At 71.1% G+C, this 18,684-nt stretch carries 11 protein-coding genes; 7 read left to right on the top strand and 4 right to left on the bottom strand.

Annotated elements, in window-relative coordinates; translation table 11 throughout:
- Nucleotides 1-42: 42 nt before the first annotated feature.
- Both mltG and ACZ6CV_RS24600 read right to left on the bottom strand, forming a co-directional pair.
- Entirely contained in the window at nt 43-855 is an 813-nt protein-coding gene (gene mltG, locus ACZ6CV_RS24605; protein ID WP_469252875.1) for an endolytic transglycosylase MltG, read from the bottom strand.
- 43 nt (nt 856-898) lie between these two features.
- Nucleotides 899-2,707: an ABC transporter ATP-binding protein gene (locus tag ACZ6CV_RS24600; RefSeq protein ID WP_469252874.1), complete on the bottom strand. Its 1,809-nt coding sequence runs from the start codon at nt 2,705-2,707 to the stop codon at nt 899-901.
- Between the two features lie 94 nt (nt 2,708-2,801).
- On the opposite strand from ACZ6CV_RS24600, the gene ACZ6CV_RS24595 reads away from it, so the two are divergent.
- From ACZ6CV_RS24595 to ACZ6CV_RS24585, 3 genes are all read left to right on the top strand, one after another.
- Complete coding sequence (locus ACZ6CV_RS24595; RefSeq protein WP_355809498.1) at nt 2,802-3,245, top strand: MarR family winged helix-turn-helix transcriptional regulator; 444 nt, start codon at nt 2,802-2,804, stop codon at nt 3,243-3,245.
- A gap of 97 nt (nt 3,246-3,342) precedes the next feature.
- Entirely contained in the window at nt 3,343-6,267 is a 2,925-nt protein-coding gene (locus ACZ6CV_RS24590; RefSeq protein WP_469252873.1) for an FAD-binding and (Fe-S)-binding domain-containing protein, read from the top strand.
- Nucleotides 6,268-6,464: 197 nt separating this feature from the next.
- The gene (locus ACZ6CV_RS24585) at nt 6,465-7,958 is read left to right on the top strand and encodes a Gfo/Idh/MocA family protein (protein ID WP_469252872.1); all 1,494 of its coding nucleotides are present in this window, start codon (nt 6,465-6,467) and stop codon (nt 7,956-7,958) included.
- Nucleotides 7,959-8,095: 137 nt separating this feature from the next.
- Here the strand turns inward: ACZ6CV_RS24585 and ACZ6CV_RS24580 are convergent, their stop codons facing one another.
- Both ACZ6CV_RS24580 and ACZ6CV_RS24575 read right to left on the bottom strand, forming a co-directional pair.
- Nucleotides 8,096-9,760, bottom strand: coding sequence for a peptide-N4-asparagine amidase (locus tag ACZ6CV_RS24580; RefSeq protein ID WP_469252871.1), 1,665 nt, complete (start codon nt 9,758-9,760; stop codon nt 8,096-8,098).
- 136 nt (nt 9,761-9,896) lie between these two features.
- Nucleotides 9,897-10,646 carry a L,D-transpeptidase family protein gene (locus ACZ6CV_RS24575; RefSeq protein WP_469252870.1) on the bottom strand — a complete coding sequence of 250 codons (750 nt, stop codon included), beginning with the start codon at nt 10,644-10,646 and terminating at the stop codon, nt 9,897-9,899.
- Between the two features lie 202 nt (nt 10,647-10,848).
- Between ACZ6CV_RS24575 and ACZ6CV_RS24570 the strand changes: the two genes are divergently transcribed.
- The 4 genes from ACZ6CV_RS24570 to ACZ6CV_RS24555 all read left to right on the top strand — a co-directional run bounded on the left by ACZ6CV_RS24570 (nt 10,849) and on the right by ACZ6CV_RS24555 (nt 18,640).
- The gene (locus ACZ6CV_RS24570; protein WP_469253023.1) at nt 10,849-12,882 is read left to right on the top strand and encodes an ABC transporter transmembrane domain-containing protein; all 2,034 of its coding nucleotides are present in this window, start codon (nt 10,849-10,851) and stop codon (nt 12,880-12,882) included.
- Nucleotides 12,879-14,660: an ABC transporter ATP-binding protein gene (locus ACZ6CV_RS24565; protein WP_469252869.1), complete on the top strand. Its 1,782-nt coding sequence runs from the start codon at nt 12,879-12,881 to the stop codon at nt 14,658-14,660. The genes ACZ6CV_RS24570 and ACZ6CV_RS24565 overlap by 4 nt, the downstream gene beginning before the upstream one ends.
- Before the next feature lie 132 nt (nt 14,661-14,792).
- Complete coding sequence (locus tag ACZ6CV_RS24560; protein WP_469252868.1) at nt 14,793-16,793, top strand: ABC transporter transmembrane domain-containing protein; 2,001 nt, start codon at nt 14,793-14,795, stop codon at nt 16,791-16,793.
- Nucleotides 16,790-18,640 (top strand): ABC transporter ATP-binding protein, encoded by a 1,851-nt coding sequence (locus tag ACZ6CV_RS24555; RefSeq protein ID WP_469252867.1) that lies wholly within the window; start codon nt 16,790-16,792, stop codon nt 18,638-18,640. Before ACZ6CV_RS24560 ends, ACZ6CV_RS24555 begins: the two co-directional genes overlap by 4 nt.
- Nucleotides 18,641-18,684: the final 44 nt, after the last annotated feature.

Here is an 18,684-nt window from a genome sequence, read left to right as displayed (position 1 = left end):
GAAGCCGGCCCGGCGGCCGAAAGAACCCCCTCTGGCCTCCCGCTACTTCGCCTTGTTGAACTCGCCCACGTTCTTCTGGTGTTCCTCGAAGCTCGCTGTGAAACGTGTGTCCCCCGGCTTCACGGTCACGAAGTACAGCCAGTCCCCCGGGGTCGGATTGGTCGCCGCCCGCATCGCCTCCTCGCCGGGATTGCTGATCGGCGTGGGCGGCAGCCCCATGCGCGCGTAGGTGTTGTACGGGCTTTTGATCTGCGTGTCGCGTTCGCTGGTCGCCAGGGTGGAACGGTTGAGCGCGTAGTTGATGGTGGAGTCCATCTGCAGCGGCATCCCCCGGTCGAGACGGTTCTGGATGACCCGGGCGACCTTGCCCATGTCCTCCTTGGAGCCCGCCTCTGCCTCGATCATGCTCGCAATGGTGACGGTCTGGTAGCCGTTTGCGGCATTTTGGTCGGCGCCCGCCGTGACCTGACCCCCGCTGAATTTCTGCTGGGCCGTATTCACCATGTACGACAGCACGGAGGCCGGCGTCGACCGGGAATCGATCGGATACGTGGCCGGGAACAGATAGCCCTCGGGGTTGCCGTGGGCGTCCCGGGGAAGTTTGAGCCCGGCCTTCGGGAGGGCCTTCTTCGTGGTGCCCTTGGGCACCCCGAGGGCCTTGTCCACGGCCGCGTACACCTGACCCGAACGCCACCCTTCCGGGATGGTCAGGGTCTGCGGCTTCGCGTCGTCGTCAGGAAGCAGCAGCGGCACCGTCACGGCGGTGACCGCAGCGGCGGCTCCGGTCGCGATCAGGGCGATCTTGCCCCGCCGCGTCAGTCGAATCGTGCCCCGTCGCGGAATCTTGGTCTGCATGGAGGCACGGTAACCCGCAAATGTCTATATTCCGGACATATCTTCATGTCGCGGGCTCCAGTTGGGCCTCCCTGCGGACGAGGGCCGCGTAACGGCCGTCCCGCGCGAGGAGCTCCTCGTGGGTGCCGCGCTCCGCGGTGCGTCCGGCGTCCAGGACCACGATCTGGTCGGCGCCGCGGACGGTGGAGAGCCGGTGGGCGATGGTGAGGGTGGTCCGGTCGGCGGACAGGGCGTCGATGGCTTCCTGGACCGCCCGCTCCGTGCCGTTGTCCAGGGCGCTGGTCGCCTCGTCGAGGATGAGGACCGGCGGGTCGCGCAGGATGGTGCGGGCGATGGCGAGGCGCTGCTTCTCGCCGCCGGAGAAGCGGTGTCCGCGCTCGCCGACCACGGTGTCGTACCCCTCCGGGAGGGAGGCGATGTGGTCGTGGATCTGGGCGGCGCCCGCGGCGGCCACGAGCTCCTCGTCGGTGGCGTCCGGCTTGGCGAAGCGGAGGTTCTCGGCGACCGAGGCGTGGAAGAGGTACGTCTCCTGGGAGACCACGCCGACGGCGCGCGCCAGGGTGTCGAAGTCGAGGTCGCGCACGTCGACCCCGTCGAGGGTGACGCGGCCGCCCGAGACGTCGTAGAGACGGGGGACGAGGTGGCTCAGGGTCGACTTTCCCGAGCCGGTGGGTCCGACCACGGCGAGGCTGCCGCCCGCGGGTATCGCGATGTCGATGTCCTGGAGCGTGGGCGCCGACTTCTCGTCGTAGCGGAACTCGACGCTTTCGAAGCGGACCTCGCCCTTGATCTTGTCGAGGCGGACCGGCTTCTCGGGCTCGGTGATGTCGATCGGCAGGTCGAGGTACTCGAAGATGCGCTGGAAGAGCGCGAGCGAGGTCTGGATCTGCACACCGGTGGAGAGCAGGCTCACCGTCGGCCTGAACAGCCCCTGCTGGAGCGAGACGAAGGCGACGAGGGTGCCGATCGAGACGGTCGGGCCGCCCAACTGGAAGGCGAGGCCGGCGGTCCAGTAGATGACGGCGGGCATCGCGGCCATGACGATCGAGATCACGGACATGCGCCAGCGGCCCGCCATGTTCGACCGGATCTCCAGGTCCACCAGCTGCTCGGACTCGTCGGCGAAGGACTTGGTCAGGGAGTCGGCGCGCCCCATGGTCCGGCCGAGCAGGATGCCGCTCACGGAGAGGGACTCGGTGACCGTCGCCGCCATCACGGCCATCTGCTTCTGGCGCTGCGTGGCGATCTTCTTGCGCTCGCGGCCGACGCGCCGGCTGATCCAGACGAAGACGGGGAGCAGGAGCAGCGAGACGACGGTGAGCCGCCAGTCCAGGGCGAGCATGGCGACGATGGTCGCGATGACGCTGGTGAGGTTGGAGACCAGGGAGGTGGCGGTGGAGGTGACCGTCGCCTGCATGCCGCCGATGTCGTTCGCGATGCGGGACTGGACCTCGCCCGTGCGGGTGCGGGTGAAGAAGGCCAGGGACATGCTCTGCAGCCGGCCGTAGACCGCGGTGCGCAGGTCGTGCATGACGCGCTGCCCCACGGAGGTACTGATCAACGTCTGCAGGACGCCGAAGACGCTCGTGACGACCGCGCTGAGGATCATGCCGAGCGCGAGCAGGCTCAGCAGGCCCGTACGCCCCTCGGGCAGGGCGGTGTCGAGGATCTCCTTGAGCAGGAACGGGGTCGCGACCGAGACGAGCGAGGCGGCGCAGACCAGGAGGCCCACGATCGCGAGGCGGCCTCGATAAGGACGGAAGAGGCGGAGGATGCGGCGCATCTGGCGCGGCTGCGGCTCCTCGCCGGGGGCAGAGGGCTGCGGCGTCCAGGTGGGTTCGTCGTGGCGCATGGGCTCCTTCGGGATCTCGGACGACGATGACTCAGGGAGCATAGCTCACTGTTACCTATACTCACAATGCACAAGGTCCTGGTAATGTTCCCGCATGAACACCCCGGACCCCGACGGCCTGCTCGCCGAACAGTTGCTGCGGCTCACCCGCAGGCTGCAGCGGATCCAGAAGCGCCATCTGGTGCCGATCGGCATCACGCCCGCCCAGTCCCGCCTGCTGCGCACCCTCGCGCATTACGAGACCCCGCCGCGCATGGCCGACCTCGCCGAGCGCCTCGAAGTCGTCCCCCGCGCCGTCACCACCCTGGTCGACGGCCTGGAGTCCGCCGATCTCGTACGACGCGCGCCCGACCCCACCAACCGCCGGGTGATCCGCATCGAGCTCACCGACGCGGGCCTCAAGGCGCTCGGCGAACTGCGCAGCGCGCGCCGCACCGCCGCCGAGGACATTCTGGCTCCGTTGGACTCCGAGCAGCGCGCCCAGCTGGGCGTGCTCCTCAACGCGCTGTTCGACGTGCCGGACGTCCGCCGCTGCTGAGGCCTCCGGCCCACCGGGCACCACCGTCCGCACCGCCGAGCACCACCGCCGGGTACGCGACCGCCGGGTACGCCACCGCAACCGCCGAGGAGCGCTCATGCCACTGCTGGAGCCCGAGCCGGACGCCCTGCGCCCCGGTCCCGCGTCGCGCGTCCAGGGCCCGTCGCACGACCGCGTGCCCGACCGGCGGGCCGCCGGCACCCCGGAACCGCTGCGCTCCGGTCTGACCGCGCTGCTCGGCGCGGACAAGGTCCTGACGAAGGTCTCCGACCTGGTGCGGTACGCCTCGGACGCCAGCCCCTACCGCTTCGTTCCGCAGGTCGTGGTCGTCGCCGAGGACATCGACGACGTGTCGGCCGTCCTGTCGTACGCGCACGGCAACGGCCGCGACGTCGTCTTCCGCGCGGCGGGCACCTCCCTGAACGGCCAGGCGCAGGGCGAGGACATCCTGGTCGACGTCCGCAAGCACTGGTCGGGCGTGGAGGTGCTCGGCGGCGGCGAGCGGGCCCGAATCGGCCCCGGTACGACGGTGGTGCGGGCCAACGCCACACTGGCCCGGTTCGGCCGGGTGCTCGGCCCCGACCCGGCCAGCGCGATCGCCTGCACCGTAGGGGGCGTCGTCGCGAACAACGCGTCGGGCATGACCGCGGGCACCACCCGCAACTCCTACCGCACCGTGGCGTCACTGACCTTCGTCCTGCCCTCCGGCACCGTCGTGGACACGGCGGCTCCGGACGCCGACGACCAACTGGCGCACGCGGAACCGGAGCTGTGCGAGGGTCTGCTGGCGATCAAGCGTGAGATCGCGGCGGACCCCGAACTGGTGGCCCGCATCCGGGCCAAGTACGCGATCAAGAACACCAACGGCTACCGCCTCGACGCCTTCCTCGACGGCGCGACCCCTGTGGAGATCCTGCGCGGTCTGATGGTCGGTTCCGAGGGGACCTTCGGCTTCATCTCGGAGGTCGTCTTCGACACGCTGCCGTTGGACCGGAACACGAGCACCGCCCTGCTGTTCTTCCCCTCGCTGCCCGCGGCGGCGGCCGCTGTGCCGCTGTTCAACGCGGCCGGTGCGCTCGCCGTCGAGCTGATGGACGGCAACACCCTGCGCGCGTCGGTGAGCGTGCAGGGTGTGCCCGCCGACTGGGCGGGCCTCCCGAAGTCGACCGCGGCGCTCCTTGTGGAGTTCCGCGCTCCGGACCAGGCCGCGCAGGACGCGTACGAGGCGGCCGCCGCCAAAGCTCTCGACGGGCTCGAACTGGTCGCGCCCGTGGCCTCGGTGACCAACACCTTCACGCGCGACGCGAAGACCATCGGCGGCTACTGGAAGGCGCGCAAGGCCTTCGTCGCCGCGGTCGGCGGCTCCCGCCCCTCCGGGACGACGCTGATCACCGAGGACTTCGCCGTGCCGCCGGGGCGGCTCGCCGAGGCCTGCGAGGCCCTGCTCGACCTCCAGACGCGGCACGGCTTCGACGCGGCCGTCGCGGGCCACGCCGCGCACGGCAACCTCCACTTCCTGCTCGCCTTCGACGCCTCAGTCCCCGCCGACGTGGAGCGGTACGCCGCCTTCATGGACGCCTTCTGCCGGCTGACCGTGGAGCGTTTCGACGGCTCGCTGAAGGCCGAACACGCCACGGGCCGCAACATCGCGCCGTTCCTGGAGCTGGAGTGGGGCCCGAAGGCGACGGAGTTGATGTGGCGCACGAAACAGGTCATCGACCCGGACGGCGTCCTCGCCCCGCGCATCGTCCTCGACCGTGACCCGAAGGCCCATCTGCGCGGCCTCAAGACCATCCCGAAGGTGGAGCTCATCGCCGACCCGTGCATCGAGTGCGGCTTCTGCGAACCGACCTGCCCCAGCGAGGACGTGACCACGACACCGCGCCAGCGCATCGTGCTGCGCCGCGAGATGATGCGCCAGCCGGAAGGGTCGCCGGTCGAGGACGGCCTGGTGGCGGCGTACGGATACGACGCCGTGGACACCTGCGCCGGCGACTCCACCTGCCGCATCGCCTGCCCGGTCGGGATCGACACGGGAGCCCTGATGAAGGACTTCCGGCACGCCCGGCACTCGCCCCGCGAGGAGAAGGCGGCAGCGCTCGCCGCGAAGAACTTCAAGGCGGTCGAGGCGTCCGCGCGGCTCGCGGTGGCCGCCGCCGACCGGATCAGCGACCGGCTGCTCACGGCGGTGACGCGCACCGCGCGCAAGGCGGTCCGCCCCGACCTCGTCCCGGAGTGGCTGCCCCAGATCCCCGCGGCCGCCGCGCGCAGGCTGCCGCGCACCGCGCGTGCGGACGTCACCGCCGTCTACTACCCGGCCTGTGTCAACCGCATCTTCGGGGGCCCGGGCGACCGCTCCCTGCCCCAGGCCGTGGTGGCCGTCTCCGCGCGCGCGGGCAGGCCGGTCTGGATCCCGGACGATGTCGCGGGAACGTGCTGCGCCACGATCTGGCACTCCAAGGGGTACGAGGCGGGGAACAGGGTCATGGCCAACCGCATCGTCGAGGCGGCCTGGGGCTGGACCGCGGGCGGCCGCCTGCCCCTCGTCGTCGACGCATCCTCCTGCACGCTGGGCATCGCGCACGAGGTCGTGCCTTATCTGACCCCGGACAACCGCGAACTGCACCGGGAACTGACCGTCGTCGACTCGATCGTCTGGGCCGCCGACGAGCTGCTCCCCCACCTGACGGTGCGCCGGACGGTCGGCTCCGCCGTGCTCCACCCCACCTGTTCCATGCAGCACTTGGGCGACGAGGCGGACCTGCGCGCCGTCGCCGAGGCCTGCGCCGACGAGGTGGTCGTCCCGGACGACGCGGGATGCTGCGCCTTCGCGGGCGACCGCGGCATGCTCCACAAGGAACTCACGGAGTCGGCCACGCGCAAGGAGGCCGCGGAGGTCACCTCCCGCCCCTTCGACGCCCACCTCTCGGCCAATCGCATGTGCGAGGTCGGCATGGACCACGCGACGGGCCGCGGCTACTACTCCGTGCTCCTGGAACTGGAGCGTGCGACGCGGCCGTAGGGCTCCGCCGGGCGGCGAAAGCCCCACCCGGCGCGGACCAGGACGTCCCCGGCGAACAAAGGCGGCGAGCCTTTCGCGTCACGACGCAGAAGTCCAACTCCCCGACCACTTCGGCCTCTTGCGCACCGGCCCTCCCCCCATCAGGGTGGCTTCCGCCCCAGTGGTAGAGACCAGCCGCCCATAGCTACGGAGGTCCGATGCACGACGAGAACGCGACACCGACTCCCGACGCCACCCGCCCCGACGACGACGCCGCCGAGGGCACGCGGGGAGACGGCCGCTCGCGCCGTGCGGTGCTCCGGACGGCGGGGCTCGCCGGCGCGGGTCTCGGGGTCGGCGCCCTCACGGGCGGGACGGCGCACGCCGACGCCCCCGCGACCGCCGACGCCGCCACCGCCGCGGACGCCTCGGTGCCGGACACCGCCGAGGCTCCCGCGCGCAAGGGCAAGACCATGATCGGCGTACCGTTCCAGCGGCGTTCCACGGTCCGGGTCGGGATCATCGGGCTCGGCAACCGCGGCGGCAGCATGATCGACCTGTTCCTCGCGATACCCGGCGTCCGGGTCGTGGCGCTGTGCGATCCGGTCAATGAGAAGACCGCGGCCGCCGCGAAGAAGGTCACGGCCGCGGGCCAGCCCGCCCCGGCGACGTACACCAAGGGCGAGCACGACTTCGAGAACCTGTGCAAGCGCGGTGACATCGACTTCGTCTACGTGGCCTCGCCCTGGGACTTCCACTTCGAGATGGCCAAGTCGGCGATGCTGAACGGCAAGCACGTCGGCGTGGAGTGCCCCATCGCCCTGCGCCTGGACGAGCTGTGGGAGCTCGTGGACCTCTCCGAGCGCACCCGCAGGCACTGCATGCAGTTGGAGAACTGCTGTTACGGCAAGAACGAGATGCGCGTCCTGCGGATGGCGCACGCGGGCAAGTTCGGCGATCTTCTGCACGGCGCGGGCGCGTACAACCACGATCTGCGCGGCCTGATGTTCGACCCCGACTACTACGAGGGGCCGTGGCGCCGTCTGTGGCACACCCGGCTGCGCGGCGATCTCTATCCCAACCACGGCTTCGGCCCGGTCGCCAACTACATGGACGTCAACCGCGGCGACCGCGTCACGCACATCTCCAGCTTCGGCACGCCCTCGCTCGGCCTCGCCGAGTACCGCAAGGCGCACATGCCCGCGGGCGACCCCAGCTGGAAGGAGACGTACATCGAGAGCGACCGCACGATCAGTCTCGTCCAGACGGCGAAGGGCCGGGTGATCCGCCTCGAACACGACGTGTCGACGCCCCACCCGTACAGCCGCATCAACAGCCTGGGCGGCACGCGCGGCGTCTTCGAGGACTACCCGGAGCGCATCTACATCGAGCCGGACCACACGAACGACGAATGGGGCGACTTCGCCCGGTACGCCGACTTCGACCACTGGCTCTGGAAGGAACACGCGAATCCGCCCGGCGGGCACGGCGGCATGGACTACATCATGGTCTTCCGGCTGATGCAGACCATGCGGCTCGGCCTTGTGCCGGACTTCGACGTGTACGACGCCGCGACCTGGACCTCGCCCGTACCGCTGAGCCATCTGTCGATCAAGGCGAAGGGCGCGCCGCAGGCGATCCCCGACTTCACCCGTGGCCTGTGGAAGAAGGCGCGGCCCGGCATGGATTCGGAGAAGCCGGAGGAGGCGTAGCGAGCCCGGCGGCCGCGCGGCGGACGCGTGGTGTGCGGCGTGCGGCTGCGGCGTGCGGCGTGCCGCTGCGGCGTGCGGCGGGCGGCGTGCGGCGTGCGGCCGCCGGGCTCTCCGTGTGCTGTTCGGTCAACCGCCGGTCAGCAGCGCCGGCGGTCCTCGGTGAGGGTGCCTTGGGCCGTGGCGAGGGTGCGGTCGTAGCAGCCCGTGTCGCCGATCAGTCGGTAGCGCTCGCGCGACGTGCCCACGGCATGGCGCTGGTCGCGCGGGACATTGGCGGTGTACGTCGCGTCGCCGTCGTAACGGTCGTCCCGTACCGACCAGTTGCCGTTGCCGCGCGGCCCACCGCCGCCCATGTGGCTCGTGCGGCTTTCCGTCCGGTCGCCGAGCGAGATCTCGGTCCGCAGCCGGTCACCGGCTCCGAGGGTCGTCGTGCCGTCCATGCTGTACGTGCGGTCGGTGCGCACGGCCCTGCGGCCCGTCGTGACCGTCTCGCGGTCGGTCCATGTGGCCTCGAGCGCGTCCCTCGCCTCGCCGTCGGTCCAGCGGTGGACCGAGGTGGTGGCAAGCGTGCGGTTCACGGTCGTCGTCACGCGGCCGTGCGAGGTGTTCACGTACCCCGAGAGGCTGAGCCGGTGGCCGCCCGTCGTGTCCAAGCGGTGCGGGTCCTGTCCGGAACCGGGCTTGTACGTCGACTCGTTCACCGGCGCGCCCTCCTGGTGGCGGGTCAGCCGGCCCGTGACGTGCTCGCTCTTCTCGTCCTGCCAGACCAGGACGTTGACCGGGGTGCTCCAGCCGGTCTGCGCCTCGGGGACACCGACGACGGAGACCTCCACCCGGTGCGGACGGCCGTCGTTGAGGATGCCGGCGAAGGGCGTGAGGTCGTACTCGACGGGCTTGATGTCGAAGGCGCGGGGCCCGGGGATCACATACCAGAGAAAGGGGTTGGACCGGCCGCCGGTCCAGACGGTCGGGAACGGCGCGGCGATGCCCGCCAGTTGACCGTCGACCGTGACCTGAACCTCGCGGTAGGGGCCCTTGTCGGCCTTGCAGGAGTAGGGCGCGGCGTCCGGCACGGTCAGGTACCAGTACTCCTCGCAGCCGCCGCCGGAGCCGGTGGCGTACACCTCGGCGACGATGCGTTCGCTGTTGCGCGGGGTGGTGAGGGACGTGCCGTCCGCGAGCGGAATGACACGGTCGGGCGTCGCCTGCGGCGTGGCGGGGCGCTTCTCCTGCGCGTAGAACGTCAGCGTCGCCTTGACGTCGATGATCCCGGTGTAGGTGTCGTCGACGACGTTGCCGATGAGCATCTCGACCTGCTGGCCCCGGCTCAACGTCTCGCTGTAGCGGGTGACGTCCTTCTCCACGGACCAGGTGATGCCGTCGGCCGAGGGCTCCGGTGTCGAGGTGCGGAAGACCTCGACGCCGCCGATGCGCAGGTAGCCGAGCCGGTCGTACTGCCGTCCCTTCACCTTTCCGTCCAGGCGCAGGACCACCTTGCCCCAGCGCCCGGCACCGCACTTCTTCGGAGGGGAGTAGGTCCCTTCGTACGGGGTGAAGTCCTTGAACTGGGCCTCCGCGACGGTCACTTCGCATGACCTGGTGTGCGGTCTCGGCACCGGCGGGGCCGCGGTGACCGGATCGTGCCAGTCGGAACCGAATTCGGGCGGGGGCGTCGCGGCAGGCCGGGCGGTGTCGGCCGTGGGGCGATCGACGGCACCGTCAGCGGTGGCCGGGCCTGCGCCGAGGAGAGTGCTCGCGGCGAGGGCCGCGCCGGCGAGCATGGACATGACGCGTCTTCTCATGGGGGATTTCTATGGGCAGTTCCCGATCACCGCAATGGTGCGGCCCGACGCTTCACGTCCACCTGGCTCGGTCCGACGCTTCACTTCCACGTGGTGCCGCCCGACCCCGCACTCCCCCTTGGTGCTGCCCGACGGTTCACGCCCGCAGGTTCGCCTTGTCGCCCATCACCACGACCGGGTGCTGCTTCGGGTCGAGCGTGCGCAGCAGCGACTCCATGCCCGACTTGGACAGACTCACACAGCCCGACGTGCCGCTGCCGTGGTCCATGTGCAGCCAGATGCTGCCACCCTTCTCCTGCCCCTGCGGCCGGGTCGGGTCGTTCGGCGGCGTGCCCTTGGCGCGGTTGTAGTCGATGGCGATGACGTAGTCGAAGTCGTGCCAGTGCGTCTTGGGCCAGTAGTGCGGGGCCTGGATGGACGCCGACTTCGTGTACGGGAACTTGGCGCCCGGGTCCGCGAGCACCCCGCCCGCGTCGGTGAGCGTGAACACGCCGACCGGGCTGCGCTTGTCGTTCTCCCGGTGGTCGGTGGTCCAGCCCTTCTTTCCGTTGTGCGCGGGCCAGCTTCGGGCCTTCTCCCAGGTCTTGTCCTGGTCCGACGACTTCGTGTAGAGCACGACCGTCGAGTCGGCGGAGTTCACGCCGTCGCCGTAGACCGCGACCACCTGGCGGGAGTTCTCGGGGATCTTGGACTGCAAACCGTCGCCCACGTCGGGGATGCGCCGAAGATCAGCGGCGGCGGCACCCTTGCCGCTGCCCTGGGCGCCCTTGCCGTGACCGGCGTCGCCGTCTCCGGAACCGTCGTCGTTCCCGCTCGCGCAGGACGTCAGAAGAACACCGCAGGCCGCTGCCGCGACCCCGATTCGCACCACACCGGCTATACGCATCCGCCCATGGTCGCACCTGGTCCGCGGTACTCCCCCACGGCCCCACGGCCCACTCCGGGACAGGGCCGATTCTTTACCCCGAGGCGGAAAACCGTTTGCCTCGGAGTGCCGCGCGAGGTGAACCTTTCACGGTTTGCAACCGCTGTCCGCTCCCTCGGTCATGGTCCGGAGCGACGGCCGCCGCACCGAGCCCTGGGACGTCATGCAGATTCGCGACCTTCCGTTCCCCGACCCCGGCGTACCCGATGCCCGGTCGGGGCCGCGCTTCCTGCTGTGGCTGGGCCGCAACCAGCTCGGCGGACAACTCAAGTCCCTCGCCTGGGGCCTGCTCCACTTCTCCTGCATCGCGGGACTGCCGTACATGGTCGGCGTCGCCGTCGAGGCCGTGCTCGACCGCTCCGGTGGCCGGCTTGCCTTCGCCGGCGCGCTGATCGGCCTGCTCGGCGTCGGCATCGCGGTGGGCGACACGATGCTGCACCGCACCGCGGTCACCAACTGGATCACGGCCGCGGCCCGCGTGCAGCAGCTGCTCGCCCGCAAGACGGCCGCACTCGGCTCCGCGCTCACCCGACGCGTTGCCGCCGGTGAGGTCGTGGCCGTCTCCACCGGCGACGTCGAGAAGATCGGATGGTTCGTGGAGGCGCTGTCGCGGTTCGCGGCGGCCGCCCTCACGGTCGTCCTGGTCTGCGTCGGGCTCGTCGTCTACCAGCCCGCCCTCGGCGCCGTGGTCGCCGTAGGCATCCCGATGCTCGCGCTCGCCGTGCTCCCGCTGCTGCCCCGCGCCACGCGCCGGGCGGACTTCCAGCGGGAGAAGGCGGGGCGGGCCACCGAGCTGGCGTCGGACACCGTCGCCGGACTGCGGGTGCTGCGCGGCATCGGCGGTGAGGAGCTCTTCCTCGACCGCTACCGCCGCGCGTCGCAGGAGGTCCGCACCGCAGCGGTGCGCAGCGCCAGGATGTGGGCGGTGATCTCGGCGATCCAGGTCCTGATGCCCGGCCTGCTGCTGATCGCCGTCGTCTGGTACGGCGTCCACCTCGCCCGCGAGGGCCGCATCACGGTGGGCGAACTCGTCACCGTCTACAGCGCGATCATGATGCTCAACTACCCGCTGCGGCACTTCGAAGAGGTCGCCATGGCGTACTCGTTCTCACGCCCCTCCGCGAAGCGGGCGGCCCGCGTCCTCTCTCTGAGTCGGATGGCGGAGAAGCGGAAGGCCGATGCCGATGCCGATGCCGATGCCGGGTCCGGGGCCGAGGCCGAGGCCGAGGCCGAGGCTGGGGCTGGGGCTGGGGCCGAGGCAGGCCCTCCCGGAGGTGTCCGCGCGCACCTGCCGGTGGAGTCCGTATCGGTGGAATCGGTGGAGACCCCCGCCGGACCTGGCGGCGACCTGTACGACCCGGCGACCGGCCTGCTCGCCCCGGCCGGCCGACTCACCGCCGTGGTCTGCGGCGACCCGGACGAGGCGGGACGGCTCGCCGAACGTCTCGGCGGCCACCCCGCTTTCGAGGACGCCGTGAACCTGCCCTCCGTACGGCTGGGTGACGTGCCCCTGGACGATGTGCCCCTGGACACCGCCCGCACCGCGGTCCTCGTGCAAGACAAGGATCCTGTTCTGCTCTCCGGGACGCTCCGCACCCTGCTCGACGTTCCGAGGTCGGGAGCCGTCAGCCCGGAAGCGGCCCTCACCGCCGCCCAGTGCGCCGACGTCCTCGACGCACTGGCCCAGGCATCCGTCGACGACGACCCGATGACCGCCCACCTCACGGAACGCGGCCGCTCCCTCTCGGGCGGCCAACGCCAACGCCTCGCCCTGGCCCGCTCGCTGGTCACGGACCCGGGGGCGCTGGTGCTCGACGAACCGACCTCCGCCGTCGACTCGCACACCGAGGCCCGCGTCGCCGACGGCATCCGGCAACTGCGCCGGGGACGCACCACCGTGGTGCTCACCTCCTCGCCGCTGCTCCTGGACCGCGCCGAGCGCGTCGTGTTCCTGGCCGACGGCGAAGTCGCGGCCGTGGGCGAACACCGTGAACTGATGCACAGCGAACCGCGGTACCGCGCGGTCGTCACCCGCGAGACCGACGCCGAGCGCGTCGCCGCGGACCCACGGGACCCACAGCACGCACGGGACCCACAGCACGCACGGGACGCACGAGACGCACGGGACGCACGGGACGCACGGACAGAGTTCGACCCAGACTTCACAACGGACTTCGACATCGAGGAGACGGCATGATCGGCCTGGCGCCCCCGGAGTACGATCCGGCGGCCCCCACGACGACGGAGACCCTGCCCGTCGGGTCGGCCGCGACCGTACGCACCTACGTACGCGAACTCTTCCGACGTCACCGTCGCCCCTTCCTCCTCCTCATCCTGGTCAACACGCTCGCCGTCGTCGCCTCGATGGCCGGCCCCTATCTGCTCGGCAACCTGGTCGAGAAGGTCTCGGACGACGCCCGCGCCCTCCATCTGGAACTCACCATCGGGATGTTCGCCCTCGCTCTGCTCGTCCAGGCCTACTTCGTGCGCGAGGTACGGCTGCGTGGTGCGATGCTCGGCGAACAGATGCTGGCGGACCTGCGCGAGGACTTCCTCGTACGCTCCGTCGGGCTGCCGCCCGGTGTCCTGGAGCGCGCCGGCACCGGCGACCTGCTCTCGCGCATCACCACGGACATCGACCGACTCGCCAACGCCATGCGCGAAGCGGTGCCGCAGCTCGCCATCGGCGTGGTCTGGGTCGTCCTGCTGCTCGGCGGACTCGCGGTGACCGCGCCACCGCTGGCGCCCGCCGTACTCATCGCCGTACCCCTCCTCGTCGTGGGCTGCCGCTGGTACTTCAAGCGGGCGCCTGCCGCCTACCGTTCGGAGGCCGCCGGATACGCCGCCGTCGCGGCCGCCCTCACCGAGACCGTCGACGCGGGACGCACCGTGGAGGCCCATCGCCTCGGCCCCCGCCGCATCGAGATGTCCGAACGTCGCATCAAGGAGTGGACCGCCTGGGAGCGCTACACCCTCTACCTGCGGTCGGTCCTCTTCCCGGTGATCAGTTTCACCCATGTGACGGTCCTCTGTTCGACGCTGATGATGGGCGGCGTCTTCGTCCTCCAGGGGTGGATCGGCGTGGGGCAACTGACGACCGGCGTGCTGATCGCGCAGATGCTCGTGGATCCGCTGGGGATCATCCTGCGCTGGTACGACGAGCTTCAGGTCGCGCAGGTCTCGCTGGCCCGGCTCGTCGGCGTACGCGACATCGAGCCGGACGCCGGCGACTCGTCCGTCATTCCGGAGGGCCGCCGTGTCCTCGCCGACGACGTGCACTTCGGATACCGCGCGGGCGTGGACGTGCTCCGCGAGGTGTCCCTGGCCGTGGAACCCGGCTCTCGCGTCGCCCTGGTCGGCCCGTCGGGCGCGGGCAAGTCCACACTCGGACGGCTTCTCGCGGGCATCTACGGGCCGCGCACCGGCCATGTCACTCTGGGCGGTGCGGCGTTGACGGCCATGCCCGCGGAGGAGGTGCGCGCCCATGTGGCCCTGGTCAACCAGGAACACCACGTCTTCGTGGGGTCCCTGCGCGACAACCTCCTGCTGGCACGCACCGGCGCGCGGGACGCCGAACTCTGGGCCGCACTCGGCGCGGTGGACGCTGCCGACTGGGCTCAGAGCCTGGAAGACGGCCTCGACACCGAGGTCGGCTCCGGCGGCTTCGCACTGACGCCGGCACAGGCGCAGCAGATCGCCCTGGCCCGCCTGGTCCTCGCCGACCCGCACACCCTGGTCCTGGACGAGGCGACCTCCCTCCTCGACCCGCGTGCGGCCCGGCACCTGGAATGCTCCCTCGCCAGAGTCCTCGACGGCCGCACGGTCGTGGCCATCGCCCACCGGTTGCACACGGCACACGACGCGGACGTGATCGCGGTGGTAGAGGAAGGGCGGATCAGCGAACTGGGCACCCACGACCAACTGGTGACGGCGAACGGCGCGTACGCAGCCCTGTGGCGGTCCTGGCACGGGTAGGGGTGGCGGGGCCGGACGCGAACTCGTCTGCTTGGCAGGCCTGTTGAACTCGCACGCGGCGCTCGGGTGGGTGGTCGGGGTGGACGCAAGGCGCCCTGTCAGGCTGCGAGCAGAGGTAGTTAGGGTTCGGAGATGGCCGTATCTCCCACGGATCCCGGCACCCCCGACCACCGCGGGCCGGCCCGCTACCTCTGGTGGGTGACCGTCTGCCAGCCCCGACGTGTGGCCCTGGGCGCCCTGTTGGGCAGCGCGTGGATGATCTGCCTCACGCTTCCCCCGTACGTCCTGTCGCACGCGATCGATGACGGACTGCGGCCCGGCGACCGGTCCGCCCTGCTCACCTGGTCCGCGGTTCTGTTCGGCATCGGCGTGTTGAACGCCTGGCTGGCGATCATGCGGCATCGCACGATGACGCGTGTCCGTCTCGACGCCTACTTTCGCACCGTGCGCGTCGTGATCGACCACGCGACCCGGCTCGGCGCCACGCTGCCGCGTCGACTCTCCGCGAGTGACGTCGTGACGATCGGCCACTCCGACGTGGGCGTGATCAGCCAGACCCTCACCGTGACGGGGCCCGGCGTGGGCGCGGTGCTCTCCTACGTCGTAGTGGCCGCACTCCTCTTCTCCGTCTCCGCTCTGCTTGCCGTGGTGGTATTGGTCGGCGTGCCACTGCTCGCCATGCTCGTCGGACCGTTTCTCAGTCGGCTGCAAGGAGCGGAGACGGATTACCGGGAACGCCAGGGCGCTCTCGCGGCGACCCTCGGCGACCTCGCCGGCGGGCTGCGCGTCCTCAACGGCCTGGGCGGCAAAGCTGTGTTCGCGGCCCGTTACCGGGACGGCTCTCGTCGGCTCCAGGACGAGGGATACCGCGTCGGATCGAGCATGAGCTGGATCCAGGCCTTCGGCCTCGGCCTGCCCGCCTTGTTCCTGGCGGCCGTGACGTGGCTCGCCGCACGCATGGCCGCTCAGGGATCCATAACAGTGGGCGAGTTGGTGGCCGTCTACGGTTACGTCGCCGTGCTCGTGGTACCGGTGACCTTCTTCTTCGAGGCGGGCTACGACATCGGCCGGGGCCTGGTCGCCGCGCGACGGGTCGTGAACTTCCTGAACCTGGAACCGGAAAGTCTGAACGGCGCCCTGGCGGAGCCTTTGGCCGAGCGAGGGTCGCCCGAACAGGAGGCGACGGGACGGGGTTCGGCAGGACGAGGCTTGGCCGAACTGGGGATGTCGGAAGAGGGCTTGGCGGAAGGGGGCTTGGCGGAAGGGGGCTTGGCGAAGGTAGCGGCCGGGGCAGCGGGCCGAAGACAGCGCTCGGGTGTGTCGCCTGGCGGGACGGGCCCCGGTGCGCGCCCGGTACGCGGTCCTCAGGCGCCGTCCGCGCTGCGGGACCCGCAATCCGGTGTAGAGGTCGCGCCCGGTGTCCTCACCGCGCTCGCCACCCGTCACTCGTCGGACGGCGCCGACGTCGTCGATCGTCTCGGCCGCTTCGCCCCCTCCCCCGCCACCTGGGGCTCGGTCCGACTCGACGCCATGGCGCTCGACGAAGTCCGTTCCCGGATTCTGGTGGCGGACAACGAAGCCGACCTCTTCGCCGGCACGCTGCGCGCGGCGATCTCCGGACGGTGGTCTCCGCAGGAGGACGCACTTGCACGCGCGGTCGAGGACGCTGCGGCACGCGACATCCTGCTCGGCCTGCCGGACGGCCTCGACGCGCTGCTCGAAGCCCACGGCCACAACCTCTCCGGCGGGCAACGCCAACGCATCCGCCTGGCCCGCGCGCTCCTCGCCGACCCCGAAATCCTCCTGGCGGTCGACCCCACGTCGGCGGTCGACGCCCACACAGCGGCGACCATGGCGGCCCGGCTGCGCGCCGCGCGCCAGGGCCGTACGACCCTGGTGACGAGTACGTCGCCGCTCGTCCTCGACCAGGCCGACACCGTGTACTACCTGGTCGACGGACGAGTGACCGCCGTCGGCCGCCATCGCGATCTCCTGACCGAGCGCCCCGACTACCGGCGCCTGGTGTCGCCCGGCGACGAGAACGGTGACGAGACGGAGAAGCCGCCCACACCACCCCGTCACGCGCCATCGCGACACTCCGCCGCCGAACCGGGTCATGAGGCACTCCGATGACGCATGCCATACCGCCCGGACATCGTGACGCCTCCGATGCCGCTCCCGGACTCCTGCCCGTGGCCGACCGCCGCCAGGTCCGTCGGGCCGCCGTGGGTCTGATACGTAAGGACACCACCGCCTTCACCACGATGATCGTCTTCAACGCCCTCGCCGCGGCCGCCGGCCTGGTCGGCCCCTGGCTCTTGGGACGCATCATCAACACGGTCAAGGACGGCGGGGGCGTCGCCGCCGTCGACGGCCTCGCGCTCGGCATCCTCGCCGGAGCCATCGCCCAGCTTCTCCTGGCACGCCACGCCCGCTACCTCGCCCACCGGTTCGGTGAGCGGACCCTCGCCCGGATCCGCGAGGGGTTCGTCGACCGGGCACTCGCGCTGCCCGCCTCGGTCGTGGAGCGCGCCGGTGCCGGGGACCTGACTGCCCGCGGCACGACCGACGTGGCCACGGCCGGGCAGGCGCTGCGCGATACGGGCCCCGACGTCTTCGTCGCAGCCGTGCAGGCCCTGTTCATCCTCGGCGCGGTCTTCCTCCTCGACCCTCTGCTCGGCGTCTGCGGTGTGCTCGGTCTCACCGGCATCTGGTTCGCCACCCGCTGGTACCTGCGCCGGGCGCACTCCGCCTACCTCGAGCAGGGAGCGGCGCACTCCGCGCTGGCGGAGGTCCTGGCCGCCACCGCGTCCGGGGCCCGCACCGTCGAGGCCTTCGGTCTGCGCGAGCGCCGCATCGCCGACGGCGAGAGGGAGATCGAACGGTGCGTCGCCGCCCATGACCGGACGCTCTTCCTGCGCAGCGTGCTCTTCCCTGCCATCGACGCCTCGTACGCCGTACCGGTCGTCGCCGTGCTGCTCGTCGGTGGAGCTCTGCACGGAGAGGGCTCCGTGAGCCTGGGCACGGTGGTCGCTTCGGCGCTGTATCTGCGCCAGCTCTCCCAGCCCCTCGACACGATCCTGCAGCAGGTCGAACAGGTGCAGAGCAGTGGCGCCTCCTTCGCCCGGGTCGAGGGCCTGGCCGCCGCGCCGACAGGCCCCGCCGACGCTCCCGCCGTGGCCGACGCCTCCGCACCGGCTGCTGCCTTGTTCGTCCCCGCCCCAGGCGGTGCGCCCGAGGACGACCGCATCGAGTTGCGTGGCGTGCGTTTCGCCTACGGCAGCGGGGCCGAGGTTCTGCGCGGTGTCGACATGTCCGTACGGCCCGGCGAGCGTCTGGCCATTGTCGGGCCCTCCGGTGCCGGCAAGAGCACACTGAGCCGTCTGCTCGCCGGCATCGACGCTCCGACCTCGGGTGCCGTCACCGTCGGCGGCGTGCCGATCGCCGAGCTGGCGCACGACCGGCTGCGCCGTCAGGTCGTCCTCGTCACCCAGGAGCACCACGTCTTCCTCGGCACTGTCCGGGACAACCTGCGCATCGCGGCGGAGTCCGCCCCCGACACCGATCTCGAAGGAGCCCTGGCGGCGGTCGGCGCGGACTGGTACGACGGCCTGCCGCACGGACTCGACACGGAGATTGGCCCTGGAGGCCACCGGTTGCAGGGCGCCCAGGCCCAGCAACTGGCACTGGCCCGCGTCCTCCTCGCCGACCCTCACACCTTGATCCTCGATGAGGCCACGGCGCTCCTGGATCCGACGACTGCACGGCATACCGAACGCGCTGTGGCCGCCGTCCTGCGCGGGCGCACCGTCATCGCCATCGCCCACCGTCTGCAGACGGCCCACGACGCGGACCGGGTGGCGGTCATGGAGGAGGGCCGGATCACCGAGCTCGGCCCCCACGACGACCTCGTGGCGGCCGACGGCGCCTACGCGGCGCTCTGGCGCTCCTGGCACGGGCAGCCGCCGAACACCACCTGAGCTGGCGTCGCCCCCGCGAGGGACGTAGCCCCTGGGGGAGTGAT

The organism is Streptomyces sp. NPDC041713 (genome assembly GCF_055591085.1).
The sequence above is the reverse complement of the archived record's forward strand: the minus strand, read 5'-3'. Positions and strand labels throughout refer to the sequence as shown.